This is a genomic window from Salinibacterium sp. SWN139, assembly GCF_015864625.1.
Classification (GTDB): Bacteria; Actinomycetota; Actinomycetes; order Actinomycetales; family Microbacteriaceae; genus Rhodoglobus.
Genome location: NZ_JADYWV010000001.1, coordinates 808,091 through 833,052, shown reverse-complemented (window position 1 = coordinate 833,052; position 24,962 = coordinate 808,091). Strand labels below are relative to the sequence as shown.

General features: G+C 58.2%; 31 protein-coding genes and 1 pseudogene. 2 read left to right on the top strand and 30 right to left on the bottom strand.

Features of this window, described 5'->3' with window-relative positions; all coding sequences use genetic code 11:
• Positions 1–14: 14 nt before the first annotated feature.
• From I6E74_RS03955 to I6E74_RS03930, 6 genes are all read right to left on the bottom strand, one after another.
• On the bottom strand, positions 15–764 hold the full coding sequence (locus I6E74_RS03955; protein ID WP_197123144.1) for a glutamine amidotransferase: 750 nt from the start codon (positions 762–764) through the stop codon (positions 15–17).
• 25 nt (positions 765–789) lie between these two features.
• The gene (locus tag I6E74_RS03950) at positions 790–1,353 is read right to left on the bottom strand and encodes an RpiB/LacA/LacB family sugar-phosphate isomerase (RefSeq protein WP_197123142.1); all 564 of its coding nucleotides are present in this window, start codon (positions 1,351–1,353) and stop codon (positions 790–792) included.
• Positions 1,350–2,393, bottom strand: coding sequence for an ABC transporter permease (locus I6E74_RS03945; protein ID WP_197123140.1), 1,044 nt, complete (start codon positions 2,391–2,393; stop codon positions 1,350–1,352). The genes I6E74_RS03950 and I6E74_RS03945 overlap by 4 nt, the downstream gene beginning before the upstream one ends.
• Before the next feature lie 8 nt (positions 2,394–2,401).
• Positions 2,402–3,418, bottom strand: coding sequence for an ABC transporter permease (locus tag I6E74_RS03940; protein ID WP_197123138.1), 1,017 nt, complete (start codon positions 3,416–3,418; stop codon positions 2,402–2,404).
• A gap of 1 nt (position 3,419) precedes the next feature.
• The gene (locus I6E74_RS03935; RefSeq protein WP_197123137.1) at positions 3,420–4,934 is read right to left on the bottom strand and encodes a sugar ABC transporter ATP-binding protein; all 1,515 of its coding nucleotides are present in this window, start codon (positions 4,932–4,934) and stop codon (positions 3,420–3,422) included.
• Positions 4,935–5,025: 91 nt separating this feature from the next.
• Complete coding sequence (locus tag I6E74_RS03930) at positions 5,026–6,057, bottom strand: autoinducer 2 ABC transporter substrate-binding protein (RefSeq protein WP_197123135.1); 1,032 nt, start codon at positions 6,055–6,057, stop codon at positions 5,026–5,028.
• Between the two features lie 282 nt (positions 6,058–6,339).
• Here I6E74_RS03930 and I6E74_RS03925 point away from each other — a divergent pair, with 282 nt between their 5' ends.
• Complete coding sequence (locus I6E74_RS03925; RefSeq protein WP_197123133.1) at positions 6,340–7,392, top strand: LacI family DNA-binding transcriptional regulator; 1,053 nt, start codon at positions 6,340–6,342, stop codon at positions 7,390–7,392.
• Positions 7,393–7,437: 45 nt separating this feature from the next.
• On the opposite strand, the gene I6E74_RS03920 is transcribed toward I6E74_RS03925, so the two are convergent.
• From I6E74_RS03920 to I6E74_RS03865, 12 genes are all read right to left on the bottom strand, one after another.
• Positions 7,438–8,358, bottom strand: coding sequence for a tRNA pseudouridine(38-40) synthase TruA (locus I6E74_RS03920; protein ID WP_197106436.1), 921 nt, complete (start codon positions 8,356–8,358; stop codon positions 7,438–7,440).
• Between the two features lie 73 nt (positions 8,359–8,431).
• Positions 8,432–8,944, bottom strand: a complete 513-nt coding sequence (rplQ, locus tag I6E74_RS03915) for a 50S ribosomal protein L17 (protein ID WP_197123131.1) — start codon at positions 8,942–8,944, stop codon at positions 8,432–8,434.
• A 38-nt stretch (positions 8,945–8,982) separates the two neighbouring features.
• On the bottom strand, positions 8,983–9,978 hold the full coding sequence (locus tag I6E74_RS03910; RefSeq protein ID WP_129072180.1) for a DNA-directed RNA polymerase subunit alpha: 996 nt from the start codon (positions 9,976–9,978) through the stop codon (positions 8,983–8,985).
• Between the two features lie 163 nt (positions 9,979–10,141).
• Entirely contained in the window at positions 10,142–10,540 is a 399-nt protein-coding gene (gene rpsK / locus I6E74_RS03905) for a 30S ribosomal protein S11 (protein ID WP_197106438.1), read from the bottom strand.
• Between the two features lie 51 nt (positions 10,541–10,591).
• A complete protein-coding gene (gene rpsM, locus I6E74_RS03900) occupies positions 10,592–10,966 on the bottom strand; it encodes a 30S ribosomal protein S13 (RefSeq protein WP_197106439.1) in 375 nt (124 codons plus the stop codon).
• 196 nt (positions 10,967–11,162) lie between these two features.
• Complete coding sequence (rpmJ, locus tag I6E74_RS03895) at positions 11,163–11,279, bottom strand: 50S ribosomal protein L36 (protein WP_197106440.1); 117 nt, start codon at positions 11,277–11,279, stop codon at positions 11,163–11,165.
• Between the two features lie 75 nt (positions 11,280–11,354).
• The gene (infA, locus tag I6E74_RS03890; protein WP_010203795.1) at positions 11,355–11,576 is read right to left on the bottom strand and encodes a translation initiation factor IF-1; all 222 of its coding nucleotides are present in this window, start codon (positions 11,574–11,576) and stop codon (positions 11,355–11,357) included.
• A 144-nt stretch (positions 11,577–11,720) separates the two neighbouring features.
• On the bottom strand, positions 11,721–12,854 hold the full coding sequence (locus I6E74_RS03885) for a mannitol-1-phosphate 5-dehydrogenase (RefSeq protein WP_197123129.1): 1,134 nt from the start codon (positions 12,852–12,854) through the stop codon (positions 11,721–11,723).
• Positions 12,851–13,288, bottom strand: coding sequence for a PTS sugar transporter subunit IIA (locus I6E74_RS03880; protein ID WP_197123127.1), 438 nt, complete (start codon positions 13,286–13,288; stop codon positions 12,851–12,853). Before I6E74_RS03880 ends, I6E74_RS03885 begins: the two co-directional genes overlap by 4 nt.
• Positions 13,289–13,299: 11 nt before the next feature.
• The gene (locus I6E74_RS03875; protein ID WP_197123125.1) at positions 13,300–14,829 is read right to left on the bottom strand and encodes a PTS mannitol transporter subunit IICB; all 1,530 of its coding nucleotides are present in this window, start codon (positions 14,827–14,829) and stop codon (positions 13,300–13,302) included.
• Between the two features lie 57 nt (positions 14,830–14,886).
• The gene (locus I6E74_RS03870) at positions 14,887–15,153 is read right to left on the bottom strand and encodes an HPr family phosphocarrier protein (protein ID WP_197123123.1); all 267 of its coding nucleotides are present in this window, start codon (positions 15,151–15,153) and stop codon (positions 14,887–14,889) included.
• Positions 15,146–15,583 (bottom strand): PTS sugar transporter subunit IIB, encoded by a 438-nt coding sequence (locus I6E74_RS03865; protein ID WP_231604463.1) that lies wholly within the window; start codon positions 15,581–15,583, stop codon positions 15,146–15,148. The genes I6E74_RS03870 and I6E74_RS03865 overlap by 8 nt, the downstream gene beginning before the upstream one ends.
• A gap of 23 nt (positions 15,584–15,606) precedes the next feature.
• On the opposite strand from I6E74_RS03865, the gene I6E74_RS03860 reads away from it, so the two are divergent.
• Complete coding sequence (locus I6E74_RS03860; RefSeq protein ID WP_197123119.1) at positions 15,607–17,541, top strand: transcription antiterminator; 1,935 nt, start codon at positions 15,607–15,609, stop codon at positions 17,539–17,541.
• Positions 17,542–18,326: 785 nt separating this feature from the next.
• On the opposite strand, the gene I6E74_RS03855 is transcribed toward I6E74_RS03860, so the two are convergent.
• The 12 genes and pseudogenes from I6E74_RS03855 to rpsQ all read right to left on the bottom strand — a co-directional run bounded on the left by I6E74_RS03855 (position 18,327) and on the right by rpsQ (position 24,962).
• Positions 18,327–18,926 carry an adenylate kinase gene (locus I6E74_RS03855; protein ID WP_197123117.1) on the bottom strand — a complete coding sequence of 200 codons (600 nt, stop codon included), beginning with the start codon at positions 18,924–18,926 and terminating at the stop codon, positions 18,327–18,329.
• Positions 18,923–20,245 carry a preprotein translocase subunit SecY gene (gene secY / locus I6E74_RS03850; RefSeq protein ID WP_197123115.1) on the bottom strand — a complete coding sequence of 441 codons (1,323 nt, stop codon included), beginning with the start codon at positions 20,243–20,245 and terminating at the stop codon, positions 18,923–18,925. Before secY ends, I6E74_RS03855 begins: the two co-directional genes overlap by 4 nt.
• Before the next feature lie 124 nt (positions 20,246–20,369).
• The gene (rplO, locus tag I6E74_RS03845) at positions 20,370–20,972 is read right to left on the bottom strand and encodes a 50S ribosomal protein L15 (RefSeq protein ID WP_197123113.1); all 603 of its coding nucleotides are present in this window, start codon (positions 20,970–20,972) and stop codon (positions 20,370–20,372) included.
• Positions 20,972–21,157, bottom strand: coding sequence for a 50S ribosomal protein L30 (rpmD, locus tag I6E74_RS03840; RefSeq protein ID WP_009773114.1), 186 nt, complete (start codon positions 21,155–21,157; stop codon positions 20,972–20,974). The genes rplO and rpmD overlap by 1 nt, the downstream gene beginning before the upstream one ends.
• A complete protein-coding gene (rpsE, locus tag I6E74_RS03835) occupies positions 21,157–21,882 on the bottom strand; it encodes a 30S ribosomal protein S5 (RefSeq protein ID WP_197123112.1) in 726 nt (241 codons plus the stop codon). Before rpsE ends, rpmD begins: the two co-directional genes overlap by 1 nt.
• Complete coding sequence (rplR, locus tag I6E74_RS03830) at positions 21,879–22,250, bottom strand: 50S ribosomal protein L18 (RefSeq protein WP_197123110.1); 372 nt, start codon at positions 22,248–22,250, stop codon at positions 21,879–21,881. Before rplR ends, rpsE begins: the two co-directional genes overlap by 4 nt.
• Positions 22,251–22,252: 2 nt before the next feature.
• Positions 22,253–22,789, bottom strand: coding sequence for a 50S ribosomal protein L6 (gene rplF / locus I6E74_RS03825; RefSeq protein WP_197106452.1), 537 nt, complete (start codon positions 22,787–22,789; stop codon positions 22,253–22,255).
• Between the two features lie 6 nt (positions 22,790–22,795).
• Positions 22,796–23,194 (bottom strand): 30S ribosomal protein S8, encoded by a 399-nt coding sequence (gene rpsH, locus I6E74_RS03820; protein ID WP_197123108.1) that lies wholly within the window; start codon positions 23,192–23,194, stop codon positions 22,796–22,798.
• 73 nt (positions 23,195–23,267) lie between these two features.
• Entirely contained in the window at positions 23,268–23,858 is a 591-nt protein-coding gene (rplE, locus tag I6E74_RS03815) for a 50S ribosomal protein L5 (RefSeq protein ID WP_197123105.1), read from the bottom strand.
• A 95-nt stretch (positions 23,859–23,953) separates the two neighbouring features.
• Positions 23,954–24,289 (bottom strand): annotated as a pseudogene (gene rplX, locus I6E74_RS03810) (50S ribosomal protein L24); the annotation flags it as partial.
• 2 nt (positions 24,290–24,291) lie between these two features.
• Positions 24,292–24,663, bottom strand: coding sequence for a 50S ribosomal protein L14 (gene rplN, locus I6E74_RS03805; protein WP_100388198.1), 372 nt, complete (start codon positions 24,661–24,663; stop codon positions 24,292–24,294).
• Complete coding sequence (gene rpsQ / locus I6E74_RS03800) at positions 24,663–24,962, bottom strand: 30S ribosomal protein S17 (protein ID WP_197106456.1); 300 nt, start codon at positions 24,960–24,962, stop codon at positions 24,663–24,665. The genes rplN and rpsQ overlap by 1 nt, the downstream gene beginning before the upstream one ends.

Sequence of the window (24,962 nt, the reverse complement as noted above, 5' to 3'; positions counted from 1 at the left end):
CTACTTGCCTGTGCTTAGTCAGTCTCGCGAGCGAGCCACGAGATCAACTGGTTCCACATGGGAGCAAAGCCGTCCCATTCCAAGAACTCGGTCGGCAGCCAGTGCGGGCCCATGTCGCTCGCAAAAGCGGCAACGCGGCCGGCACCTTCGGCATCCACGACAAGAAGAGGGAACGCCCCGACAGTCGCCAGGGTCTGGGCACCGTCGCGGGCAACCAAGCGATGATGACCGAGCACTGCGGGCCACGAGGTCGGCAGGCCGGCGGTGGCAGAATGGTTGTCGAGGGACACGGCTTCGACACCCTGCGGAGTCTCTTCGCGGTCGTCGCCAATCTCCATTTCGACCGGCAGAACGCTCGCCAAGGCAGTGTTGCGGTAGTTCGCTTTCGCTTCGATGCCTTGGAAGCTGAGGTAGCCGCCAACCATCAAGAGCGATCCTCCGTCGCGCACCCACTGCGCCAACACTTCGAGGCGATGCGGAATCCGCTCGCCCTTGGCAAAGACGCCGTTGGGCAGCAAGAGCGTATTAGCCCCGATGTCGCTGAGCACGACAACGTCGTACTGGCTGAGCTCCTCAGCGGTGGTCGGGAATCGTTCGGCCGCAACGTGGTTGGGCTGGAACTCAACGCTGTTACCCGCTGACTTCAGAGCAGCGATGAAATCATCTGCCCCCTCGGCATATGCGGAAGTGACAAAGGAGTCAAAACCCTTCGTGTGGATCGACGTCGTCGACCATGACTCTCCTGCGAGCAATACCTTCGCCATGTGTCTCCCTCTGGCTATCGATCAGTTAGTAAGCGAGGCCGCGAGGCTCTGGCCCCATGGCAACGTTGCGCTCGTCGACGATCTCAAAACCGTTGTCTTTGTAGGCCTGGTAGTCGAAGTTTTCACACTCTTCGTAGCCGATCATGTGGTAATCGCCGAAGCCTTCCCAGTTCTCGTAGCCGTCACCAAAGCTGTTATCAAGGAACGCATCCGCCATGGCCATTCCGAGGCGCGGGCCAATGTAGAACGCGCCCATCGCCATGAGGTTGCAGTTGTTCGCCGTGGCCGCACGCAACGCCGATGGCGCACTTTCACAGACGGCGGCGTGCACGTGAGGCACCTTGCTCGCAGCAACGTGGATGCCCATTCCGGTGCCACAGAACGCAAGAGCCTTTTCAAACTCGCCCTCGGCAAGCTTGGCTCCGAGCATGAACCCAGCTCGCTGGTACATCGGAGCGTCGTCGAGAGTGGGGGTCAGGTCAGTAACAGTCCAGTCGCGCGCCTCAAGGTGCCGCTTGACGGCCTCTTTGAGAGGGAATCCAGCAAAGTCAGCGCCTACAACAACGTGGCGGTCTTTAGTCAGTTTCATGATTTGTTTCCTTTCACACCGAACAGACGAGAGAGCCTGTTCTTTTTAGTCCATTGATTCACCACGATGACGAGCAGCAGCACTCCACCCCAGATCAGCGGGCGGTAGAAGTTGCTGATATTCGGGAAGGTGTTGAGCAGCGATGAGAGAACCTGCAGCACAACGACCGCGAGGATCACTCCCGACAATCGACCTGATCCACCGTTCGGGTTCACTCCGCCCAGCACCACGATAAGCACTGCGAGCAGCGTGTACGTGGAGCCATAGTCAGCCTTCGCCGAGTTGTAGTTGGCCAGCATCACGAGACCGGCGGCCGCGGCGTAAATGCCCGAGGTCATATAGGTGCGGATGATGAGGTTGTCGGTCTTGAGCCCACTGAACTGCGCCGCTGTTTCGTTCGAGCCGAGCATGTAGAGCTTGGTGCCGAATGCGGTCTTGTACATGATCAGAGCGATCACGACAGTGGCGAGGATGAAGATGATGAGCGGCATCGGAATGATTCCGAAGACGCGCTGCGCCATGATCTCGCCGTACTGGGCGGGAAGGCCACTGGCGGGCTTTCCTCCCGTGATGATGACCGCGATACCCGTAAAGAGCTCAAAGGTTCCGAGCGTCACCAGAATCGCGGGGATCTTCACTTTGGCTATCAAGAACCCGTTGAAGGCGCCGGCTATCGCTCCCACAATGAGCGAGAACGCGATCGCCGCGACAACAGCGAGGTAGCCCTGGGGACTGTCGGAGCCGGTGGGTGCAATCGACATCATGAGGGTCGCGCTGCCGATTGCTGTCATATTGGCGACGCCGACCACAGAGAGGTCGATACCTCCAATAATCATGGTGAGCATCACCCCGAGAGCCATGAGGCCAAACTCGGGGAACTGCACAGCCATTGACTGCCACGTGGCAATTCCAAAGAAGTTCTTAGTCTTGACGAGCATGAAGAACGTCAAGAGCAGAACGAGAATCACGGCGAGGCGCGTGACGTGGGGGTCGCGAGTGAGACGATCCCGAAGAGGCGTAAGAGTCGTTAGAGCAGACATGGCCGTCCCTATCCTTGAACCAGCGCGGGTGCGCGTTTGCGTGATCGGGTGAGTTGCACGGCCGAAATACCTGTTCCGACGAGGATCAGGGTGCCGAGCGCGAAGCCCTGCCAGAAGGTGGGGATGCCGACCAAGATCATGCTGTTTTGCACGATCACAATCAACAGCGTGCCCAGCATCGTTCCGGTCAGGGTTCCGGTTCCTCCCGTAATGGAGGCACCACCGAGCACGACCGCGGCGATAACCATGAGCTCCATACCGAGCAGGTTCGTCGGATGCATTTGGTCCATCATGCTCGTGCGCACCAGTCCAGCGAGGCTGGCAATAATTCCCACAATGACGAAGAGCCAGAACTTGATCTTGCGCACTTTGAAACCTGCGCGAGCAGCAGCACTTTCGTCGCCGCCAATCGCGTAGAGGCCGCGGCCGAAGGTGGTGTACCTCATCACGACGAAGGCAACAGCAACGACCGCAACCAAGATGAGGAATGCCACCGGCATGTTCGAGGTGAGCCCTGACTCAGGGTTCGTCGCCACGAACAGTGTCGAGCGGCCGAAGTCGCTCATCCCCTGCGGCAGGTTCGGAATCTGAACCGACTTGAACACGCCCTGCATGACTCCGGAGAAGACGCTGGCGGTTCCGAGGGTGATGATGAGCACAGGCACCACAAACCTCGAGGTGAACAGTCCGTTGAACGCCCCGAGGATTGCCCCGACCACAACGACCATCAGGAACGGCAACCAAACTCCCCCGGTGTAGCCCGCATCCACGAGCACTCGGGTGGTGGCGTAGACGGAAAGCGACGCCAGCGCCGGAAATGAGACATCGATTCCGCCAGCGACCAGCACCATGAAGGCGCCAACCGCAAAGATGCCGGGAACGACCATCGCATTGGCGAGGTCGACCAGGTTGTTTGCGGAGAAGAATTGCCCGCTGCGCAACTGGATGACAATGCTCACGGCAATGATCACGAGCAAAAGGTAGAACTCGTTTGATTTAGTGAGCTTTCGCACTAACTTGGCCATCTCAGCCCTTCCCGTCAATAGTGCTCGGGTCTTTCGACATGAGCTCGGCGAGCTCGGATTCGGTCGTCGTGCGCGGGTCAATTTCCGCCACGATTCGTCCTGCGTTCATCGCCATGACCCGGTTGCAGTTCTGGATGACCTCAGGGATGTCATCGGAGATGATGATGACGCCGAGGCCTTCGCTGGCAAGCGTGCGCAAAATGCGATGGATGTCGTGCTTCGATCCGATATCGACACCGACCGTTGGGCCGTTGAGAATCAAAATCTTCGGGTGAGTGGCGAGCCACTTCGCGAGCACGATGCGCTGCTGGTTTCCTCCGGAAAGAGTGTTCACCGGGTTAGCAGGGTTGGGCGTTGCGATCTTGAGCTCGTCGACCCAGCGCTGACCTTCGGCATCCGCCTTGCGCTGATCGAGTGCCCCGAACTTCGAGACGAACGAATCGATCTCGGAGATCACGATGTTTGAGCTAATGGAACGCTCGAGGAAGAGACCTTCGGTGAGGCGGTCTTCGGGAACGTAGCCAATACCGTGAGCGATCGCGGCGCGCACGCTGCCGACCTCGACGACTTCACCGTTGATCAGGATCTTGCCCGAATCGGCAGGCTTCGAACCGAAGAGCGAGAGCGCGAGTTCCGTTCGTCCGGAGCCAAGCAGCCCGGTGATTCCCAGGATTTCGCCCTTACGCAGTGTGAGGTCAACATCCGCAAACGCTCCATCGACGCCGAGTCCCCGCGTTTCCAAGATGGGCTCTTCGGAGACGTGCTCAGGAACGAAGTGGTCGTCGTCGAACTCGCGGCCGGTCATGTGGTGCGAGAACGTCGCGTGATCCAGTTCCTCCGGCAGGCACGTGATAACCGACTTACCGTTGCGGATGATCGTGAAGCGTTCACTGATCTCGAACACTTCGTCCAGCTTGTGGCTCACAAACAGCGTCGCAATTCCACGGGCCTTGAGATCGAGGATGATGGCAAAGAGCGCGTCAACCTCGCGCTTCGTCAGAGCCGTGGTTGGTTCATCCATAATGATGAGTTTTGCGTCGCTCATGAGCGCGCGGGAGATAGCGACGAGTTGCTTCTGTGCCACAGAAAGCTGGCCGACCTTCTCGTCGAGGTCGATCGTAAAGTTAATTTTGGCGATCGCCTCTTCAGCGACGGCCCGCATCCGCTTCCAACTCACGAAAGTGCGGTGGGCTGCGAGCTCGGCGTTGAGCGCCAAGTTCTCCATCACCGTGAGGTTCGGAAAAACGGAGAAGTCTTGATAAATGACCTGAACGCCGTTCGAGATCGCCTCGATGGGCGACAGCTTCGAAAACGTCTTGCCGTTCAGTTCGATGGTTCCGGTATCGGGGGCGTGTACACCAGACATGACCTTGATCAGCGTGGACTTGCCACTGCCATTCTCTCCAGCGAGACAGTGAATCTCTCCGGGAGCGATCTCCAAGGTGATGCCATCAAGCGCTTGAACGCCAGCGAAAGCCTTACCGATATCGCGTACCGCGATGACGTTATCTACCATCGTCCGGTCCTTTCCGCGCGTGAATAAATCTGGGGGTGCGACCAGGGCAGAACGAATGTTCGCTCTGCCCTGGTCGCGTAAACGGAACTGTTTAGAAGCCGAAGCTGTCTACGTTGTCCTTGTCGATAACAACCCAGCCGTTACCTTCGAGAACCTTGTCGCTACCTTCAGCGAAGGTCATGTTTTCGTAACCGGTGACTCCGAGGTTCACGCCGTCAGCGATGTCTTCGCCGTCGAGGATCTGCTCGGCGAGCGATGCCAGAGCGTAACCAGCGTCTGCCGGGTCCCAGAGGGTCAGCGTCTTGACGAGGCCCTTTTCGAGGATCGACTTGTTAGCGGCCGGCATGCCGGTTCCGCTCACGAAGACCTTGCCGGTGAGGCCGAGTTCTTCGATCGCACGAGCGACACCAGGAGCGTCAAACGACGAGGTTCCGACGATGCCGGTTACTTCGGGGTACTTCTTGAGGAGTTCCTTGGCTGCTTGGTAGGCAACCTCTCCGTCGTCCTGCGACTCAACGCGCGGCTCGGCAGCAAGCAGCGTCATGTTCGGGTAAGCCTCCATTTGACGAGCAACAGCACCGTCAGCCCACTCGTTGTGCGACGCGTTAGTTACGTGGCCAACCATCGTGGCGTAGGTGCCCTCTTCGCCCATTGCCTCAGCGAGGTTGTCCATGATGAACGCACCGTACTGGGTGTTGTTGAAGGCTTCGATGTCGTACATCGTGTTTTCCTGGCTGGCACCTTCGTGGGTGACAACAACGATGCCGGCGTCCATGGCCTGCTTCAAGACGGTCTCAAGTGCTCCGGGGTCAACCGGTACGACGCCGATGGCGTCTACACCCTGAGCGATGAGGTCTTGGATGACCTGAACCTGCAGTGTGGCGTCCGTTTCAGCGGGGCCCTTTTGGTAAACATCGTTGCCGGAATCAGCCGCGAACTTGTTGACGCCCTCTTCCATGCGAACGAACCACGGGTTAGTCGAGTCCTTGGGGACGATAACGATTGTGTAGGCGTCTTCCCCGGATGCGGTAGATGTGTCGGCGTCAGCGGAACATCCAGCGAGGCCGAGTCCTACGACGGCCACGAGACCGATCGCGAGGCCTGCAAAGCGACGTTGCTTCATGTGTTTCTCCTTTTGGTGTGAGTGCAGTGTTGCGCGGACGCAGCGCCTAGAGCCTCAGCACTTTCGCGTCATTGCGCCCGGTCGAGAATTTTGAACCGGTTCATTTTTTAAAGCGGTTCAAACGTACACTGGACAAATACCGATATGCAACCGCTAGGCAAAGATGATCACAACGATGCGATTACGAGAAGCTCGACTGCACCCATACCCGGTGCACCCCGGCAATGCCCTTAGAGTGAGAAACCTGCAGCACCCGAACCATGCACAAGAAGTGAGCTATCCATGAGTACCCCCGACACTGCGACATCGAAGTCGCCCGCCGGGATCCGCGATGTCGCCGCACTGGCCCAGGTGTCGACAGGCACCGTGTCGAATACGATCAATCGCCCCGACACTGTTCACCCGCGCACCCGCGCCGCCGTTGAGAAAGCGATTGCCGAACTTGGCTTCGTGCCCAACCAGCAAGCCCGCGTGCTCACGGGAGCCTCGAGCAACGTCATCGGGCTTGTTGTTCTGGATATCGAAAGCCCCTTCTATATGGAAGCCGCGCACGTCATCGAGCGCACCGTCCGCGAATCGGGCCACGTGGTGATGCTCTGTAACTCCGAAGGCGACACGACCCGCGAGTCTGGACTTCTCGCAATGTTGGCCGCCCAGCGAGTCCGCGGCGTACTACTGGCACCCGCGAGCCTCGACGAAGACTCCGACCCCTACAAAGACCTCCCGGGCGATCTGCCCGTTGTGTTGATCGACTACAACGGCGGTCCAGAACACTGCTCCATTTCCGTCGACAACGTCGCAGGAGGGCGCCTCGCAATCGAACACCTGCTGCAGCTAGGCCACACCCGCATCGCTGTCGTCGGAGGACCAACCGGGCTCCGTCAGTTCGCCGATCGCGCCCAAGGCGCACGCGAAGCGATCATTGCAGCCGGCATGGATCCAGAAGTGTCTTTGATCGAAGTCAGTACGTCAGGGATCGGCATCCAAGATGGTCGACGAGCCGCGGAACTGCTTCTCGAGGGAGACTCCCCCGACGCCGTATTTTGCGGAAACGACATGCTCGCCTTCGGCGTCTACCGCGGACTTATCGACGCGGGACTCAGCGTGCCAGAGGACGTTGCGCTCGTCGGGTACGACGACATTGACTTCGCTCGCGATTGGGTTGTGCCGCTCACGTCAGTGCGCCAGCCCATTGACGAGCTCGGCACGCGCGCCGCACGATTGCTCATTGAGCACTCAGCGCGAGAAGATTCCCACACCCACCGTCAAGAAGTGCTCCCGCCCGAGCTTGTCGTACGACGTTCCACCGACCTTCGGGCACCCGCGCAGCACTGACGCGGTCGGTAACAACGGCGGCAGCGCAGCGCGCCGCAGCGGTGACTAGTCGATCAACTCGCGACGTGATCGCGTGAGTTCTGCGCGCGCGTGCAGTTCTTCATCTGGCGGATACCCGACCTCAACAAGCGTGAGTCCTTTAGCCGGCATGACCTTGTATTCGCTGCCCTTCGAACGTTCATCACGGATGTCGGCGGGGCGCGAAGCATCGATCTTGCCCTGTCCCACAAAGACTCCGGCTCCCACGAGCGACCGCACCATGCTGTGGCAAAACGCATCGGCGCGCACTTCGGCGAGGATGATGCCCTCATCGGTGCGGGTAAAGCTGAATCGCTCAAGGCTGCGCACCGTCGTGGCACCTTCGCGGGGCTTGCAATAGGCAGCCCAATCATGGAGCCCGAGAAGCTCTTTCGCCGCCACGTTCATCGCGTCCACGTCGAGAGTGGCCGGGTACCAGAGTGTGTGATTGCGTTGACGCGGGTCACGCGGTGACTCGTTGTCGGCGATGCGGTACTCGTAGCGTCGCCAGAGGGGCGAGAACCGGGCATCGAACCCGTCCGCTGCGATCACTGACTGGGTCACGAAAATGTCGGACTCAAGGCCCGTGATGCCATTGATCCGTCGTGCCAGCGAGGCCGGTCCGTCATATCGCCGGCCGCCCATGTTGCCGCGACGCGGGCGGTCGAGGCTGCGCAGCTGAGTCTCTGTGAGGTCAAGGTGAGCCACTTGGCCTGTCGCGTGAACGCCGGCATCCGTGCGTCCGGCAACGACCAGTTGCGGTGTAACCCCAAACCGCCGAAAGATGACGGCCAGGGCGTCTTCAATGGTGCCCTGCACGGTGCGCAGCACAGGCTGCTTGCCCCACCCAAAGAAGTTCGTACCGTCGTAGGCGATATCTAGCCGCAGGCGGGCAAAGGGCGCGGCATCCGACTCAAGCGCCGGGATGGCGGGTGCCGTTTCAGTCATAGTCCAACCCTATTTCACGAAGAAAACCCCGGCCCGCACGAAGCGGAGCCGGGGTTTTCTCGAACGAAGAAAGTTACTTCTCTTCTGCAGTCTCTGCAGCAGCATCCTCGACGGCGACGTCTTCGGTTGCTACTTCTTCAACGGGAGCCTCCTGGGCGGCGGGCTCTTCTGCAGCAGCCTTGGGCTCAGCCTTAGCGGCAGCCTTCGGGGCCTTCTTCTTGGGCGTTACGGGCTCAAGAACGAGTTCCATCTGAACCATCGAAGCGTTGTCTCCCTTGCGGAAACCAAGCTTCGTGATGCGAGTGTAACCACCATCGCGGTTCTCAACCTGCGGTGCGATGACCGTGAAGAGTTCGTGGATGACAGTCTTGTCGCCAATGATTCCGAGCGCGCGGCGACGGTTGTGCAAGTCACCCTTCTTCGCGAACGTGATCAGGCGCTCAGCAACGGGACGCAGACGCTTCGCGCGCATTTCCGTTGTCTTGATGCTCTTGTGCGTGAACAGGGCTGCGGCCAAGTTGGCAAGCATGTGGCGCTCGTGCGCCGGTCCACCGCCGAGACGCGGGCCCTTAGTAGGTGTAGGCATTTTCTAATTCTCCAGTGTCAAAGTTTCGAGCCAGTGGCTCAAGCGTTGGTCTCGTCGTCGGCGTATCCGCCGTAGAAGTGTGCTCCGTCGAATCCGGGAACGCTGTCTTTCAACGACAGTCCCATCTCGACGAGCTTGTCGCGCACTTCATCAACCGACTTCTGACCGAAGTTACGGATGTTCATGAGCTGGGTCTCCGAAAGAGCAACCAGTTCACTTACGGTGTTGATGCCTTCGCGCTTGAGGCAGTTGTAGCTACGCACCGAAAGATCAAGATCTTCGATCGGCATGCTGAGTTCGGTCGAAAGCACGGCGTCAACCGGTGCAGGACCAATCTCAATACCCTCTGCTGCCGTGTTGAGCTCGCGAGCGAGTCCAAACAGTTCGGTCAGCGTGCGACCGGCCGAAGCCACTGCATCGCGAGGGGTGATTGCCGACTTGGTTTCAACATCTACAACCAGACGGTCAAAGTCAGTGCGCTCACCGGCACGAGTTGCCTCGACGCGGTAGGTGACCTTGAGAACGGGCGAGTAGATCGAGTCGACCGGAATTTGGCCGGCTTCGCTGAACTCGCTGCGGTTCTGAGTTGCGGTGACATAGCCACGGCCACGCTCGATCGTCAGCTCAAGTTCAAACTTGGCCTTGTCGTTGAGCGTTGCGATGACGAGTTCCGGGTTGTGAATCTCTACACCGGCAGGTGCTGAGATGTCCGCTGCGGTAACTTCACCAGCACCCTGCTTGCGCAGGTAAGCGGTGATCGGCTCGTCGTGCTCACTGGAGACTACGAGGTTCTTGATGTTGAGGATGACCTCAGTGACGTCTTCTTTGACACCGGCGACGGTGCTGAATTCGTGAAGAACTCCATCGATACGGATGCTGGTGACAGCTGCTCCGGGGATCGACGAAAGAAGGGTGCGACGGAGTGAGTTTCCGAGGGTATAACCGAAACCAGGTTCGAGCGGCTCGATAACGAACCGTGAACGGAATTCGGAAATGTTCTCCTCAGCAAGGGTGGGACGCTGTGCAATCAGCACTGGTAATTCCTTTCGGCGAAGTGTCCGCTATATGACACTTGTGGGCGACGGGTGGCTGGCCCGACGTTGTATTGAGTTGTGCGCTGGAACTGTGAGCGAGGGCCACAAGGGCCCTCGCCACGACGCCAGCACTAACGAGTTGCCCCGCTAGTACGGCGTGAAACTAAACGCGACGACGCTTGGGCGGACGGCAACCATTGTGCGTCTGCGGTGTTACGTCGTTGATCGAACCCACTTCGAGGCCAGCGGCCTGCAGCGAGCGAATCGCAGTTTCGCGACCCGAACCCGGTCCCTTGACGAAAACGTCAACCTTCTTGACACCGTGCTCCTGAGCCTGGCGTGCAGCCGACTCAGCAGACATCTGCGCGGCATAAGGGGTCGACTTACGCGAACCCTTGAAGCCAACGACACCTGACGACGACCAGGCAAGAACTGCGCCGGTGGGGTCAGTGATGGTCACGATGGTGTTGTTGAACGTTGACTTGATGTGAGCCTGGCCCACAGCAATGTTCTTCTTTTCTTTACGACGCGGCTTACGAGCGGCCGATTTTGGTGCTGCCATTGTTTTCTCCTAAAACGTTGATGGCGACGACACTGGGGTTGAACCCAGGGTCTATCGGGCCTTCTTCTTGCCGGCTACGGTGCGCTTCGGGCCCTTACGGGTACGAGCGTTGGTCTTCGTGCGCTGACCGTGAACGGGCAGTCCCTTGCGGTGACGGATACCCTGGTAGCTTCCGATTTCAACCTTGCGGCGGATGTCTGCTGCAACCTCACGGCGGAGGTCACCTTCTACCTGGAAGTTTCCTTCGATGTAGTCGCGCAGCGCGATGAGCTGGTCATCGGTGAGATCCTGAACACGGATCTCTCCGCTGATCTGAGTGTCGGCGAGGGTTTTGAGTGCCCTCGTGCGGCCAACACCGTAAATGTAAGTCAGTGCGACCTCTACACGCTTGTCGCGTGGGATGTCGACGCCTGCTAGACGTGCCATAGTGGCTTCTCCTGTTTGATGAGTGGAGGTCTGTAACAGCACCTGTGCACCGGCCTCCAACCGATGGTGTCCCTATTACTTGTTTTCACAAGTCTCAGATCTGGTGTTGCTAGTTCTCGTATTTAGTTATGTGCGCTGCGGTGTGTGGCGATTGCTCGCCCCACCCCGTGCAACTGTGCGATCTGCTCGCGGAACCTTAGCCCTGGCGTTGCTTGTGACGCGGGTTCGACTTGCAGATAACCATGACGCGACCGTTGCGGCGAATTACGCGGCAGTTGTCGCAGATGGGCTTAACGCTGGGGTTAACCTTCATTATTTTTCCTTGTGAATCGCTGTCGTCGTTCCACTAGCCCGCAAGGGCAGCGTGGACGTTACTTTCCAGCGCGGTCTACTTGTAGCGGTAGGTGATGCGGCCGCGAGTCAGGTCATACGGGCTCAGCTCTACAACTACACGGTCCTCCGGAAGGATTCGAATGTAGTTCTGTCGCATTTTGCCGGAGATGTGCGCGAGCACAACGTGGCCGTTCGTCAACTCAACACGAAACATCGCGTTGGGCAGAGCCTCGACTACTGCTCCTTCGATCTCAATGACACCGTCTTTTTTGGCCATAGCCTCTTCGTCGCTATAAGTGGGGTTCGCTGGTCTGCGTAGATTGTGGTGAGTGACTTTCGAGAAAGCCAAGGCGCGAAAAAAACGGCCTGAAACACCAAAGAGAAAGCCTACGCTAATCCCGGGCGTTTCACCAAGTTGGGGCTAAGATTGCGCGCTAACAGTTTCGACTGCAGCGGCAAAGAGAGCATCGCCCTCGCGCAGTCCCATAACTTCGGTGACGAATTCGGGGGCGGTGAGCGACGACCGCAGCTCCATCATCCGCACACTTTCGGGGTCTTCAGCCACGGTGAACTGCATCGCGGCACCGACCGCACGCAGGATCGCGTGAGGAGTCGTTCCCGATGCTGCCAGTTCGCTGGCAGGGCTGATAAAGCGTTCGTTGCGCGACAACTTGCGCAGCGGACTACGGCCAACGCGCTCCGGAGTGTCCGGCAGGTGAGGGTTGCTAAATCGACGAGTACACGTCGCGACATAGTCGGCGTGGTCAGCAGCATCAAAGCCGTGCTTGGCGACAAGCATGGCGCTGGTCTCCGCCAAGACGGCATCGACCTCCGCCGCAACCTCAGGGATCGCCATCGCGGCAGAAAGTGTCTCCGCCCCGCGAAGATAGCCGTGGTACGCCACGGTGGCGTGGCCAGTGTTGACGGTGAAGAGCTTGCGCTCGATGTAGGGCTCAAGATTGTCGACGAAATGTACGTCGGCAATGTCGGGAACGTTGTCCCCAAACGGTGCGCTCTCAATAGCCCACTCGAAAAAGTCTTCTACCGTGACGTCGAGTCCTGCAGCGGGATCCTGGGCTGGCACGATGCGGTCGACCGCAGTGTTAGCAAAAATAGCTTTCGCGGCGAGCGTTTCAGCATCGACAGCGACCGCAACTTCGGCGCGCAGATTGTTCGTGGCATAGAGCGCGTTCTCACACGCCAGCACCTGCAGAGGCGGCAGATCATCAGCGCGAGCCTTGATCGCCTGAGCAATCAAGGGAGCGACAAACTTGAGGATGTTGGGGCCGACAGCAGTCGTAACCATGTCGGCGGTGGCGATCTCTTCGATCACGCCAGCTTCATTGCTCGCACTGTTGAGTGCGCGGAAGTTGTCGACAGTCTCAGTGCGGGGTTCCGCGCCCACCTCGTGCACCTGGTAGCTGTCCGCTGCGGCGAGGCTGTCGATGAGCTCCGCTGCGACATCCGCAAATACGATCTCATAGCCAGCCTTGTGCAGGATCAGACCGACGAAGCCGCGCCCGATGTTGCCAGCTCCAAAATGTACGGCCTTCATGCGTTGTTCAATTCAGAGAGAAGACCGAGCAACTCGTCTTCGCTCGATGCGTCAATGAGCTTCTGCACTTCGTCATTGTCGCTAAAGATTGTGGCTACCGCAGCGAGGGTGTCCATGTGTCCGCCATCTTTGCCTGCAATGCCGACAACGAAGCGAACCTCGTTGCCATCCCAATCGATGGGATCCGCGTACCGCACGAACGAGAGCGCAGACGACAAGATCGTGTCCTTGCCCTCGTTCGTGCCGTGCGGAATGGCTAGGAAGTTACCCATGAACGTTGAAGTCAACTCTTCACGGGCCTTCATGAAACCAAGGTACTCGGGCGTTACCGCGCCAGCAGCAATCAGAATCTCCGCCGCCTCAGCGATGGCTTCTTCTTTGGTGCGAGCGGTGCCAGCCGCTTTGATCTGGTCTAGCTCGAGTACCTTGCTCATGATTTCTCCTGTTATTCGCTAACCATGTTTACGACTTCATCGTATTTCGGACTGTTCATGAAGTTATCAACTGAAACATGGATTGCGCCGGGAACTTTCTCCGTGGCACGGTCAGTCAGTTGATTCTGCGTGATGATGAGGTCTTCCGAACCATCGAGGTTCGCGATTGCCTTGTTCGTCACGTTGACGCCCTCGATGCCGGCCTTCGCAAACTTGTTGCGGAGAACGGTTGCTCCCATGGCACTCGATCCCATGCCTGCGTCACACGCAAACACAACGTTCTGGATCTTCGTGGCAGTTGCTGCACCAGCAGTTGCACCAGCAGTTGCAGCACCAGCTCCGAGCAGGTCGCTTACCGAGCTGCCCTTGCCCTTGTTGGCCTCGTTCTTAGCAACGGCTGCTGCGAGAGCATCGTCACCGTTGGCCATAGCTTCCAGGTCGCGCTTACGACCCGCACGAATGATGATCGAAGCGACCAGGAATGAGACAGCCGCGGAGAATACAACCGACAGCAATACGCCAACGATGCTTCCGGGAGGCGTCTGGGCGAGAACCGCAATGATCGAGCCCGGTGATGCCGGAGCGCGCAGACCCGACTGGAAGATGACGTTCGTGAGAACACCAGTTGCTCCACCAGCGATTGCTGCAACAACGAGCAGCGGCTTAGCCAAAACGTACGGGAAGTAAATCTCGTGGATACCACCGACGAAGTGAATCAGGATGGCACCAGGAGCGCTCGCACGCAGCAGACCAACACCGAATACCAAGAAGGCAAGCAGGATACCGAGGCCGGGGCCAGGGTTTGCTTCGATGAGGAACAAGATCGACTGTCCCTTTTCAAGAGACTCGGCCGTTCCCAGCGGCGTGAAGACACCGTGGTTGATGGCGTTGTTCAGGAAGAGGATCTTGCCGGGCTCAACGAAAACGCTTGCCAAAGGCAGCAGGCTGTTGTCAACAAGGAACGCGATAACCGCTTCGAGACCGTTGCTGATCGCCGTGACGAGCGGAGCGATCAGGAAGAATGACGCAATCGCGAGCAGCATGCCAACGATTCCACCAGCGAAGTTGTCGACGAGCATCTCGAAACCAGGACGAATCTTTCCCTCCCAGAGTGAGTCGATCTTCTTCATGACCCACGCAGCACCGGGACCAACGATCATGGCGCCCAGGAACATCGGGATACCGGCGCCAATGATGACACCCATCGTCGCGATGGTTCCAATAACTCCACCGCGGGTTCCGTAAACCATGCGGCCACCGGTGTTAGCGATGAGCAAGGGAAGTAGGTAAATGATCATCGGACCGACGAGGCCCGTGTTTGTTACCTCGGGGTCAAGGCTCCAGCCACCAAGCTGCTGAACCCAGACCGGGTCGATGCCGAGCAACGGCAACCAACCTGTTTGGATGAACAGTGCAGTGATAAAGCCCCAAGCGATGAATGCCGCAATGTTGGGCATCACCATTCCGCTAACGAAGGTTCCAAATTTCTGGACCCCTACGCGCGCACCGCCACTCTTGGCGGTCGTAGACGACGTTGTCATTGTTTTACTCCGATATCTGTGATGTGAGGATACTGCGAGGGAAGCGGCCGAACACGACTAGCTCTCGTCGTGATCGGTACTGAGAATTTCGGTCAGGGTGGCGATAACGGCATCGGCGCCCTCGCCTTCAGCGGCAATGGTGACCTCGTCGCCATGCGTGACGCCGAGCGAGATGACGCTCAGGATGCTTGAGGCATTTACCGACTTGTCGCCTTTGGCGATAGTGACGTCGAGTCCAGAGGCAGCTGCCGCCTGGGTGAAGAGTGATGCGGGACGAGCGTGAAGCCCGTGTGCCGAAGCCACCCGAATAGTTTGTTCAGCCATTGTTGCTGCTTTCTGTCGTTACTTGAGGGAAGGAATCAAGGAGGTCGAGGGCAATATTTGCGCCAGCTGCATCAAAGTTCAGGGCCGGAAGTTGGATCGCTTTCGCACCAATCGCGTCGGCGGCAATTGCTGCCTGGTCGAAGAAATCTGCAACGTGGGAGCTCACCAGCACGACATCCACAGAAGTGAGAGGCATACTCAGCGCTGCAACGCTCGCGGGGGTAAAGGTATGAGGCAGACCGCGAACAGTCGCCTGTCGACGAAGTGCGTGTGCCAAAAAGGTGCTCGAGGCACCTGCTCCGCACAAAACCAGCACTGTAGACACCTGATCGCCTCCTCGCGATAAACCTTCTTCACACCTTCGATATCTATAGTGGCTGGGAAGGTCCCCTGAGTTCCAGTAGAGAAGATTCCGCCCCCGCGGAAACATTCATAGGCAAGAATGGAGTTCTCATGCTTGCCAATCACGCACGACTCATCGACTACCTCGCTCAAGCCGAGGCGTGGGTGACCGCTGCCGAGCTTGCTGACAAACTTGGCGTCACTACGCGCAGCGTGCGCAGTTACGTCACTGCGGTGAAGTCCTCAGCGCTTCCTCTTGAGGTCATCGAGTCATCGACGGCCGGCTATCGCCTCAACCGCGAGAATTACGCAGAGTTCCTCAAGGGCGCATCAAATCGCGAGGCAGAACGCCCCCGCGATCGCCAGTACCATCTTGTTCGTCGCCTTGGCGATGCTCCTGACGGCACAGACATTCACGCCCTCGCCGATAGCTTTTTCGTCAGCGAGTCGACTATCGAAGCCGACCTGCGAAAGATCAAGGCAGCCGTAGAGGAATCAGGGTTAACGCTCACTCGGCGCGGGCCGCTCGTCATCTTGTCAGGAACGGAGCCCAACCTTCGTCGGCTGCTCAGCAAGATGTTCCGTCACGAAGAATCCCAGGGTTTTCTTGAACTCGAGAGTATTCAGCGTGAATTTGAGTCGTCCGATCTCCGCTCGTTTAAGACTTCGCTGCTCGAGCTCCTCGACTCCCACGGGTACTTTGTCAACGAATATGGGATTAACCATGTCTTGCTCCACGTTGCGATTGCTGCAGACCGCACGCTCCCGCGCGATCAGGACACTGCGGATGACGCAAGCTCTCCCCCAGCTCTGAGCACCGCGCCAACCCTCTCCAAAGAATCGGCAGCCTTTTCCATCGACCTCGCGGCGCTCATCACGTCGCACTTCGGCGCGAATCTGCGAGAAGACGACCTTAATGAGATCGAGCTCCTGCTCACTACGCGCGTCATTACCCGCGTCGCAAGCCCCGATTCGCCTGCGGATGTCGATCTAGAGGAACTCACCTCTCGCGTTCGCCGCACCGTGAAGCACGTTGGCGAGGAATACCTCATTGACCTTGACGACGACGACTTCATCATGAGGCTGTCATTACACGTGCGCAATCTCATCCTTCGCGCGCAAGACCTCTCCTACTCGCGCAACCCCATGACGCGGTCAATCAAGACCACTTATCCGATGATCTACGAACTCGCAGTGTTCATCGCGGCGGAAGTGCAACGCGATGAAGGCATCACGATTCACGACGACGAGATTTCCTACATTGCCCTTCACGTTGGCTCGCACCTCGAGCGTCAGGCGAAGCGCGAGGTGCGACTGACAGCCGCGCTCGTATGCCCCAACTACCATGACCTCCACGTCATCTTGCGAGAGCGAATCGAAGCCGTGCTCGGCGACGAGCTGCAACTTCGCATCGTGATCACTCGAACCGATGTCGACCTCGCTGAGCTCTCCACCGATCTCGTTTTGACCACCATCGATCTGCGGTCGTTCGCTGACAACGTTGTGCTGATTCAACCGTTCTTGACCGAAACCGATGTGGATGCGATTCGTCGCACGATCGGTCGCATCCGCCGGCTGCGTCGCCGGCGTGAACTCACCGATGAACTCTTGCGCTTCTTTGACCCCGCGCTGTTCTTGCGCAACTTTACCGCCCCGAGCGAGGAAGCGATGATCGCCGCCCTTGGACATCGGATGATCGAAGCCGGCGTTATTGACCACGGCTACATCACAGGCGCGATCGAACGCGAACGCATGTCATCCACGGCCTTCACCGACACCCTGGCTGTTCCCCATGCGATGACCATGAACGCTCACCGCACGGCAATAAGCATCGTCATCAATGAAACGCCGATGCCATGGGGTGAAAACAAGGTCAACGTGATCGCCTTGATCGCCTTCAGCGCTGCCGGTCGCACAACGTTCCAAACAGTGTTCGACCAATTCGTAACGGTCTTTTCTGACCGTGAGTATGTGCAGCAACTCGTCAAGAAGGCGGTCGACTTTCCCACATTTATCGATGAACTAGTTCGAGGCATCGAAAGCTAGCGATCAGGGGCAATAATTTCTGCGAGATCGTGCGCGGAGTGAACCTGATTGCGATGCGCCAGTCGCGAACCGTCTTTTTTGTCCGCCTGTGCAGGCGAATCAGTAGTTGGCGAGCTCCCAGTATTCGTATTCGTCAACCCACACCGTCTGTTCGACTGCCCAGCCCTCGAGATTTGTAAGAGCGAAGCAAACCGCCACGATCTCCTACTCCAGCCCAGTGCGCTGCCATTCGTTCATATAGGGCTTTTGATTTGTCTGGGCGTCGTAGCGCGCCGTGGAGAGATCGACGAATGTCACGCATCCCGCAACATCTTGACCGCAAAGGGCGTCTGCGTCGTCGAGAGTATAAAACGCGAAGCACATGCCGAGAGAGAGTTGGCAACGGATTCCATTGTCGTGCCGGCACTATTTGTCGCGGTGATTGTTGCCGCCACGGCGAACACCTCTGTTAGTTCGGCGCTTGTTGTTTCGAGGCAGAGGGAATCCTCACGCACCTCGCGCGCCTCCCGCCCGCGCTTTCAGGCCCAACTTTCAACGATGAGCTCGACTCGCGCCCCGATCACTCGATCCTTCTGTTCGATGTGTCCGTAGCCTGCTCAAGCCTGATGAAGCTCTGCGGCGATGACGAAAGCTAGGGCCAGAACGACGATCGCGATGATGAAATCGCGCCGCTCAGCCGGTTTCCCGACGCTGTGGATAGCGACCGCTATCCCCTAATCGTCAGGATGGATAACAACTCACGGCGCAGAACACGCTGCTAACGGCGCTAGCCACCAATCAGAGTTTTAGCGAGAACCCGCATCAGTGGCAGAAATACCGCGATCGAAAAGAGCTTCGGTGATTCGCGCAGTGACCGCGTCAATTTCGCCAAGAGCATCGATCGTGACAAGCACGCCGCGGTCCGCGTAGACCTTCACGAGCGGAGCAGTCTGTTCGCTGTAGACCTCAAGACGGTGACGAACTACCTCTTCGGTATCATCGCTGCGGCCCTGTTCGAGCGCGCGCTTACGAAGGCGGTCCACAACGACATCAGGATCCGCTTCGAGTTCGACGACAACATCAAGCGCAGCACCGTGGCTTGCCAGAAATTCGTCAAGCTCGCGGACCTGATCGGTCGTGCGAGGGTAGCCGTCGAGCAGGAAGCCCTGCTTGGCGTCTGGCTCTTCGAGACGATCACGAATCAATGCGTTCGTGAGCGAGTCAGGAACATTGTCGCCGGCATCCATAAATGCTTTGGCTTTGTTCCCGAGCTCCGTGCCGTTCTTCACATTGCTGCGAAAAATGTCACCAGTAGAAATTGCAGGAACGCCGTAGATCTCGGCAAGACGAGCGGCCTGGGTGCCTTTTCCAGCACCAGGGGGACCAATCAAGAGAAGTCGTGTCAACGCAACAAACCTTCGTAATGGCGCTGCTGCAGCTGCGAATCGATTTGCTTGACGGTCTCAAGACCGACGCCAACGATAATCAGGATGCTAGCTCCGCCGAATGGGAAATTCTGGTTGGCCCCGATGACTACGAATGCAATCAAAGGGATCATTGCCACGAGGCCTAGGTACAAAGAACCAGGCAAGGTGACGCGAGTCAAGACGTAATCGAGGTATTCGGCGGTCGGTCGACCGGCACGGATACCAGGAATGAAGCCACCGTACTTCTTCATGTTATCTGCGACTTCTTCAGGGTTGAAGGTAATCGCAACGTAGAAGTAGGTGAAGCCCACAATCAGCAGGAAGTAACCGATCATGTAGATCGGGCTATCGCCTGAAACCAGATTGTTCTGGACCCAGACAACCCATGCTGCAGAGGTTTCGCCAGCTTGTGGCTGGTTGAACTGTGCAATCAAGGCGGGGAGGTAGAGCAACGACGAAGCGAAGATCACGGGGATCACGCCGGCCATATTGACCTTGATCGGAATGTAGGTGTTGTTACCACCGTAGGTACGACGGCCCACCATGCGCTTGGCGTACTGCACAGGGATGCGCCGTTGCGACTGCTCGACAAATACAACGGCCGCCATGATTAGGATGCCCATGAGCAGCACAAGAACGAACGTCTCGATGCCGCTAGCCACGTAGATGCCCCAGAGTGCGCTCGGGAACGTTGCAGCGATCGAGGTGAAGATCAACAGCGACATACCGTTACCGATACCGCGCTCAGTGACGAGCTCTCCCATCCACATGATGAGGCCGGTTCCTGCGGTCATGGTGATGACCATGAGCAAGATCGCGTACCACGCATCGTTGGTGATGAGTTGGCTACATTCGGGAGCACCAGCCGACTGGAACAGTGCACCACTTCGCGCGACAGTGATCAATGTCGTGGACTGGAGAATCGCGAGAGCGATTGTGAGGTAACGCGTGTACTGAGTCAGCGTTGCCTGGCCAGACTGGCCCTCTTTGTGAAGAGTTTCAAAGTGTGGGATGACCACACGAAGTAGTTGCACAATGATCGAGGCCGTGATGTACGGCATGATTCCGAGTGCAAATACGGAAAGTTGAAGGAGTGCCCCACCGCTAAAGAGGTTGATGAGGTCGTACAGTCCGCCACTCGATGAGTTGTAGGCGAGACATGCCTGAACGTTGGCGAAGTCAACGAACGGCGCGGGGATGAAGGAGCCAAGTCTAAACAGCGCAATGATGCCTAGCGTGAACCCGATCTTCCTGCGAAGGTCAGGCGTCCGTATGATCCGCGCGACAGCTTTAAACACAAGGCCTCCGATTTATCTATGTACTACGGGCGAGTGGGGAACCCCCTGCGGGATTCCCCACTCAACCTGCCTGCGTTTGTCACCGGTGTGACTAACGCGACACTAACGTTTGTCGTAGTGACAGTTACTGAACCGAACCGCCGGCCGCAACGATCTTCTGCTCGGCAGAGCCGGAGACCTTGTCAACTACAACGTTCAGCTTAACCGCAATATCACCCTGACCAAGAACCTTGACCTTTTCGTTCTTGCGAACCGCGCCCTTCGACACGAGGTCAGCAACGGTTACGTCGCCTCCCTTGGGGTACAGTTCCGCGAGCTTTTCGAGGTTTACAACCTGGTACTCGACGCGGAATGGGTTCTTGAATCCGCGCAGCTTAGGTGCACGCATTACGAAGTTGATGTTTCCACCTTCGAAACCAACGCGCATGTTGTAACGCGCCTTGGTTCCCTTGGTTCCACGGCCCGCGGTCTTACCCTTGGAGCCTTCACCACGACCAACACGCATGCGGTCTTTCTTAGCACCGGCAGCGGGACGGAGGTGGTGCATCTTCAGAACCTGCGGGCGGCTTGCAACATCGTCGCTCGAGGACTTCGTGGTGGTCGATGCCTTAGCGGCGGTCGACTTCGCAGGAGCCTTCGTGGCGGATGCCTTCGCAGCAGGAGCCTTTTTGGCAGCAGGAGCTTTCGCAGCTGCAGCCTTTTTTGGGGTTTCTTTCTCGTCAGCCATTAGTCAATCTCCTCGACCTTGACAAGGTGAGCAACCGTGTTGACGTAACCACGGTTCTGCGAGTTGTCCTCGCGCACAACCACGGAACCGATGCGCTTGAGCCCAAGGCTGCGCAGCGTGTCGCGTTGGTTCTGCTTCTCACTAATTTTGGACTTGATCTGGGTTACCTTCAGGCGACCAGCCATCAGACACCTGCCTTAGCTTCAGCCTCGGCGCGCAGCAAGCGTGCCGGGATTACGTGTTCTGCATCGAGCCCACGACGAGCGGCAACCGAACGCGGCTCTTCGAGCTGCTTGAGTGCCTCAACCGTTGCGTGAACGATGTTGATCGTGTTCGAGGAACCGAGCGACTTGCTCAGTACATCGTGGATACCGGCGCACTCGAGTACGGCACGAACGGGTCCACCAGCGATAACACCGGTACCAGCGGATGCGGGACGCAGCAGGACTACACCTGCGGCTGCCTCGCCCTGGACCGAGTGAGGGATGGTAGCGCCGACGCGAGGAACGCGGAAGAAGTTCTTCTTCGCCTCTTCGACACCCTTGGAGATCGCGAGAGGAACTTCACGAGCCTTGCCGTATCCGACTCCGACCATTCCGTTGCCGTCACCAACGACGACGAGAGCGGTGAAGCTAAAGCGACGACCACCCTTGACGACCTTCGATACACGGTTGATGGTGACGACGCGCTCCAGGAACTGGTTCTTGTCGTTGTCGCGGCTGTTGTTGCCACCACGTCCACCACGGTCGGGTCCACGCTCGCGACCGCCACGACGAGCCTCGCGGGGCTCGCTCGTTACGTCGGTCGCGGGGGCGTCTACGACGACCTCGGGTACGGAGATGGCGGTAGTCGCCTCAGCGGCCACGGCCTGCTCCTTGTTAGTTGTCTTGTTGTCCACGTTGTCGCTCACAGGTTCAATCCACCCTCTCGCGCTCCGTCGGCGATTGCTGCAACGCGACCTGCGTAGCGGCTTCCACCACGATCAAATACGACGGCTTCAACACCGGCGTCCTTGGCACGCTCGGCCACCAACTCACCGATCTTGCGTGCCTTGGCGGTCTTGTCACCATCGAACGTACGCATGCTCGACTCCATAGTCGACGCCGAAGCGACGGTAACGCCCTTGGAGTCATCGACAACCTGGACGAATACGTGACGTGCTGAACGCGTAACCACGAGACGGGGGCGCACTTCGGTGCCCACGACCTTCTTGCGGAGACGTGCGTGACGACGGCCCTTAGCGGCCGACTTGCTCTTACCTCTGGTTCCGAGAGCCATGTCTACTTACCACTCTTTCCGGCCTTGCGACGAACAACTTCGCCGGCGTAGCGCACACCCTTGCCCTTGTAGGGCTCTGGCTTGCGCAATTTACGAATGTTGGCTGCTACTTCGCCAACCGCCTGCTTGTCGATGCCGCTGACAACTAGTTTGTTATTGCCCTCGACCGCGAAGCTGATGCCTGCGGGCGGGTCAACGGTGATCGAGTGCGAGTACCCGAGAGCGAACTCGATTGAGCTGCCCTTTGCGGTGACGCGGTAACCAGTACCAACGACCTCAAGGCCCTTGGTGTAACCGTCGGTAACACCGATGATCTGGTTAGCGATGAGCGTACGAGTCAAGCCGTGCAGTGAACGCGATTCGCGCTCGTCATCGGGACGGGTTACGAGAACCTGACCCTCTTCGAGTGCTACAGCGATAGGTGCCTTGACGGTGAGCGCGAGCTCACCCTTCGGGCCCTTTACAGTGACGTCCTGGCCGTTGATGGTGAGTGTGACACCAGCGGGGACATCAATAGGAAGTCTTCCGATACGTGACATTTTGGGTTACCACACGTAGGCGAGGACTTCCCCACCTACGCCCTTCTGAGTCGCCTCTTTGTCGGTCAAAAGACCTGAGGAGGTGGACAAAATAGCCACACCGAGTCCGCCAAGAACCTTGGGGATTTCGGTCGAGCGAGCGTATACACGAAGACCAGGCTTCGAGACGCGCTTGATTCCCTTGATGGAACGCTCGCGAGTGGGGCTGTACTTAAGTTCGATCGTGAGGGTCGAACCCACGCGAGCGTCCTCGGTGCTCCAGCTGAGGATGTATCCCTCGGCCTTGAGCATTTCAGCCAGGCGCGACTTCAGCTTGCTGTTAGGCATTGAAACGCTGTCGTGGTGCGCCGAATTGGCGTTGCGCAGTCTGGTCAGCATGTCAGCGACCGGATCTGTCATTGTCATTATGTGTTTCCTGTCTCAACTGGTTTCGGCATCCGTTACACGAAGGCCGACCTGGTCGATCGGTGTTACTTGGTTAGTTAGATGCGTTCTCAGCGGTGCGGAAGGGGAAGCCCAGAGCCTTAAGCAATGCGCGACCTTCTTCGTTGTTCTTACCGGTGGTGACGATAGTGATATCGAAACCACGAACGCGGTCAATCTTGTCCTGGTCGATCTCGTGGAACATGGACTGTTCCGTGAGGCCGAAGGTGTAGTTACCGTTGCCATCGAACTGCTTGTCCGACAGACCGCGGAAGTCACGGATACGCGGAAGCGCCAGCGTGATCAGACGGTCGAGGAACTCCCAAGCGCGGTCACCACGGAGGGTAACGTGTGCGCCAATGGGCTGTCCTTCACGAAGCTTGAACTGAGCAATCGACTTGCGAGCGCTAGTTACGTAAGGCTTCTGACCAGTGATCGCGGTGAGGTCCTTGACGGCCCCATCGATGATCTTTCCGTCGCGAGCAGCTTCACCGACACCAGTGTTGACGACGACCTTGACGATCCCCGGAACCTGGTGGACGTTGGAAAGTCCAAGGTCCTTCTTGAGCTGAGCCGCGAGTTCATCGCGGTACTTCTGCTTGAGGCGCGGCTGGATTTTGCCAGCAGCAGGTGCAGTCGTCGTCATTAGTCTGCGTCCTTCTCGGTTGCCTTCTCGGCATCCTTCTTCGAAGCCTTGGGCTCAGCCTTAGCTGCCTTGGACTTCTTGGTCTCTACGCGGCGCGACTTCTTGAAGAAGCGCTCGCGCGTGGTCTTGCCACGGTCATCGGTGCCGACAGTGAAGCCAACACGAGCCGGGAGCTTGGTCTCGGGGTCAACGAGGGCGACGTTCGACACGTGAATCGGTGCCTCCATCGTCTCGATGCCACCGGTCTTGGTTCCACGCTGAGTCTGGCCAACCTTGACGTGCTTGGTGACGAAGTTGACACCCTCCACGACAATGCGGTCTTTTCCAGCGATAACACTGATAACGCGACCCTGCTTGCCGCGGCTTCCGCCACGCTCTTCGGTCGGGCCGCTGATGACCTGTACGAGGTCACCCTTGCGAATCTTTGCCATATCTACAGCACCTCCGGTGCGAGCGAGATGATCTTCATGAACTTCTTGTCACGAAGTTCGCGGCCAACCGGCCCGAAGATGCGAGTACCACGGGGGTCTCCGCCATCGGACTTGAGGATTACAGCCGCGTTCTCATCGAACTTGATGTATGAGCCGTCTGGACGACGAGTCTGCTTGATGACGCGAACGATGACGGCCTTGACGACCTCACCCTTCTTGACGTTGCCGCCAGGAATTGCGTCTTTGACGGTTGCCACGATGACATCGCCGAGACCTGCGTAGCGACGGCCTGAGCCACCGAGAACGCGAATCGTGAGGAGCTCCTTGGCGCCGGTGTTATCGGCAACCTTTACTCGGGATTCCTGCTGAAGCATTACTTAGCCTTTTCGAGGATCTCGACCAGACGCCAGCGCTTCGTAGCGCTGAGCGGACGGGTCTCGCTGATAAGTACGGAGTCACCGACGCCGGCCGTGTTGGCCTCGTCGTGAACCTTCACCTTGGAGTTACGGCGAACAACCTTGCCGTACAACGGGTGCTTTACGCGGTCTTCAACGATGACAACGATGGTCTTATCCATCTTGTCGCTCGTAACCAGTCCGCGACGGGTCTTACGGTACCCACGAGCGACCTCGGCGGTCGTCTCCGCGGTCTTCTTGTCTTCAACCTTGGCCAT

Bases quoted from the DNA above. Each gene is read 5' to 3' on its own strand.
- I6E74_RS03955 (WP_197123144.1), bottom strand. From the start codon at position 764: ATGGCGAAGGTATTGCTCGCAGGAGAGTCATGGTCGACGACGTCGATC.
- I6E74_RS03950 (WP_197123142.1), bottom strand. From the start codon at position 1,353: ATGAAACTGACTAAAGACCGCCACGTTGTTGTAGGCGCTGACTTTGCT.
- I6E74_RS03945 (WP_197123140.1), bottom strand. From the start codon at position 2,393: ATGTCTGCTCTAACGACTCTTACGCCTCTTCGGGATCGTCTCACTCGC.
- I6E74_RS03940 (WP_197123138.1), bottom strand. From the start codon at position 3,418: ATGGCCAAGTTAGTGCGAAAGCTCACTAAATCAAACGAGTTCTACCTT.
- I6E74_RS03935 (WP_197123137.1), bottom strand. From the start codon at position 4,934: ATGGTAGATAACGTCATCGCGGTACGCGATATCGGTAAGGCTTTCGCT.
- I6E74_RS03930 (WP_197123135.1), bottom strand. From the start codon at position 6,057: ATGAAGCAACGTCGCTTTGCAGGCCTCGCGATCGGTCTCGTGGCCGTC.
- I6E74_RS03925 (WP_197123133.1), top strand. From the start codon at position 6,340: ATGAGTACCCCCGACACTGCGACATCGAAGTCGCCCGCCGGGATCCGC.
- I6E74_RS03920 (WP_197106436.1), bottom strand. From the start codon at position 8,358: ATGACTGAAACGGCACCCGCCATCCCGGCGCTTGAGTCGGATGCCGCG.
- rplQ (WP_197123131.1), bottom strand. From the start codon at position 8,944: ATGCCTACACCTACTAAGGGCCCGCGTCTCGGCGGTGGACCGGCGCAC.
- rpsK (WP_197106438.1), bottom strand. From the start codon at position 10,540: ATGGCAGCACCAAAATCGGCCGCTCGTAAGCCGCGTCGTAAAGAAAAG.
- rpsM (WP_197106439.1), bottom strand. From the start codon at position 10,966: ATGGCACGTCTAGCAGGCGTCGACATCCCACGCGACAAGCGTGTAGAG.
- rpmJ (WP_197106440.1), bottom strand. From the start codon at position 11,279: ATGAAGGTTAACCCCAGCGTTAAGCCCATCTGCGACAACTGCCGCGTA.
- infA (WP_010203795.1), bottom strand. From the start codon at position 11,576: ATGGCCAAAAAAGACGGTGTCATTGAGATCGAAGGAGCAGTAGTCGAG.
- I6E74_RS03885 (WP_197123129.1), bottom strand. From the start codon at position 12,854: ATGAAGGCCGTACATTTTGGAGCTGGCAACATCGGGCGCGGCTTCGTC.
- I6E74_RS03880 (WP_197123127.1), bottom strand. From the start codon at position 13,288: ATGAGCAAGGTACTCGAGCTAGACCAGATCAAAGCGGCTGGCACCGCT.
- I6E74_RS03875 (WP_197123125.1), bottom strand. From the start codon at position 14,829: ATGACAACGTCGTCTACGACCGCCAAGAGTGGCGGTGCGCGCGTAGGG.
- I6E74_RS03870 (WP_197123123.1), bottom strand. From the start codon at position 15,153: ATGGCTGAACAAACTATTCGGGTGGCTTCGGCACACGGGCTTCACGCT.
- I6E74_RS03865 (WP_231604463.1), bottom strand. From the start codon at position 15,583: ATGTTTCCGCGGGGGCGGAATCTTCTCTACTGGAACTCAGGGGACCTT.
- I6E74_RS03860 (WP_197123119.1), top strand. From the start codon at position 15,607: ATGCTTGCCAATCACGCACGACTCATCGACTACCTCGCTCAAGCCGAG.
- rplO (WP_197123113.1), bottom strand. From the start codon at position 20,972: ATGGCTGACGAGAAAGAAACCCCAAAAAAGGCTGCAGCTGCGAAAGCT.
- rpmD (WP_009773114.1), bottom strand. From the start codon at position 21,157: ATGGCTGGTCGCCTGAAGGTAACCCAGATCAAGTCCAAAATTAGTGAG.
- rplR (WP_197123110.1), bottom strand. From the start codon at position 22,250: ATGGCTCTCGGAACCAGAGGTAAGAGCAAGTCGGCCGCTAAGGGCCGT.
- rplF (WP_197106452.1), bottom strand. From the start codon at position 22,789: ATGTCACGTATCGGAAGACTTCCTATTGATGTCCCCGCTGGTGTCACA.
- rpsH (WP_197123108.1), bottom strand. From the start codon at position 23,194: ATGACAATGACAGATCCGGTCGCTGACATGCTGACCAGACTGCGCAAC.
- rplE (WP_197123105.1), bottom strand. From the start codon at position 23,858: ATGACGACGACTGCACCTGCTGCTGGCAAAATCCAGCCGCGCCTCAAG.
- rplN (WP_100388198.1), bottom strand. From the start codon at position 24,663: ATGCTTCAGCAGGAATCCCGAGTAAAGGTTGCCGATAACACCGGCGCC.
- rpsQ (WP_197106456.1), bottom strand. From the start codon at position 24,962: ATGGCCAAGGTTGAAGACAAGAAGACCGCGGAGACGACCGCCGAGGTC.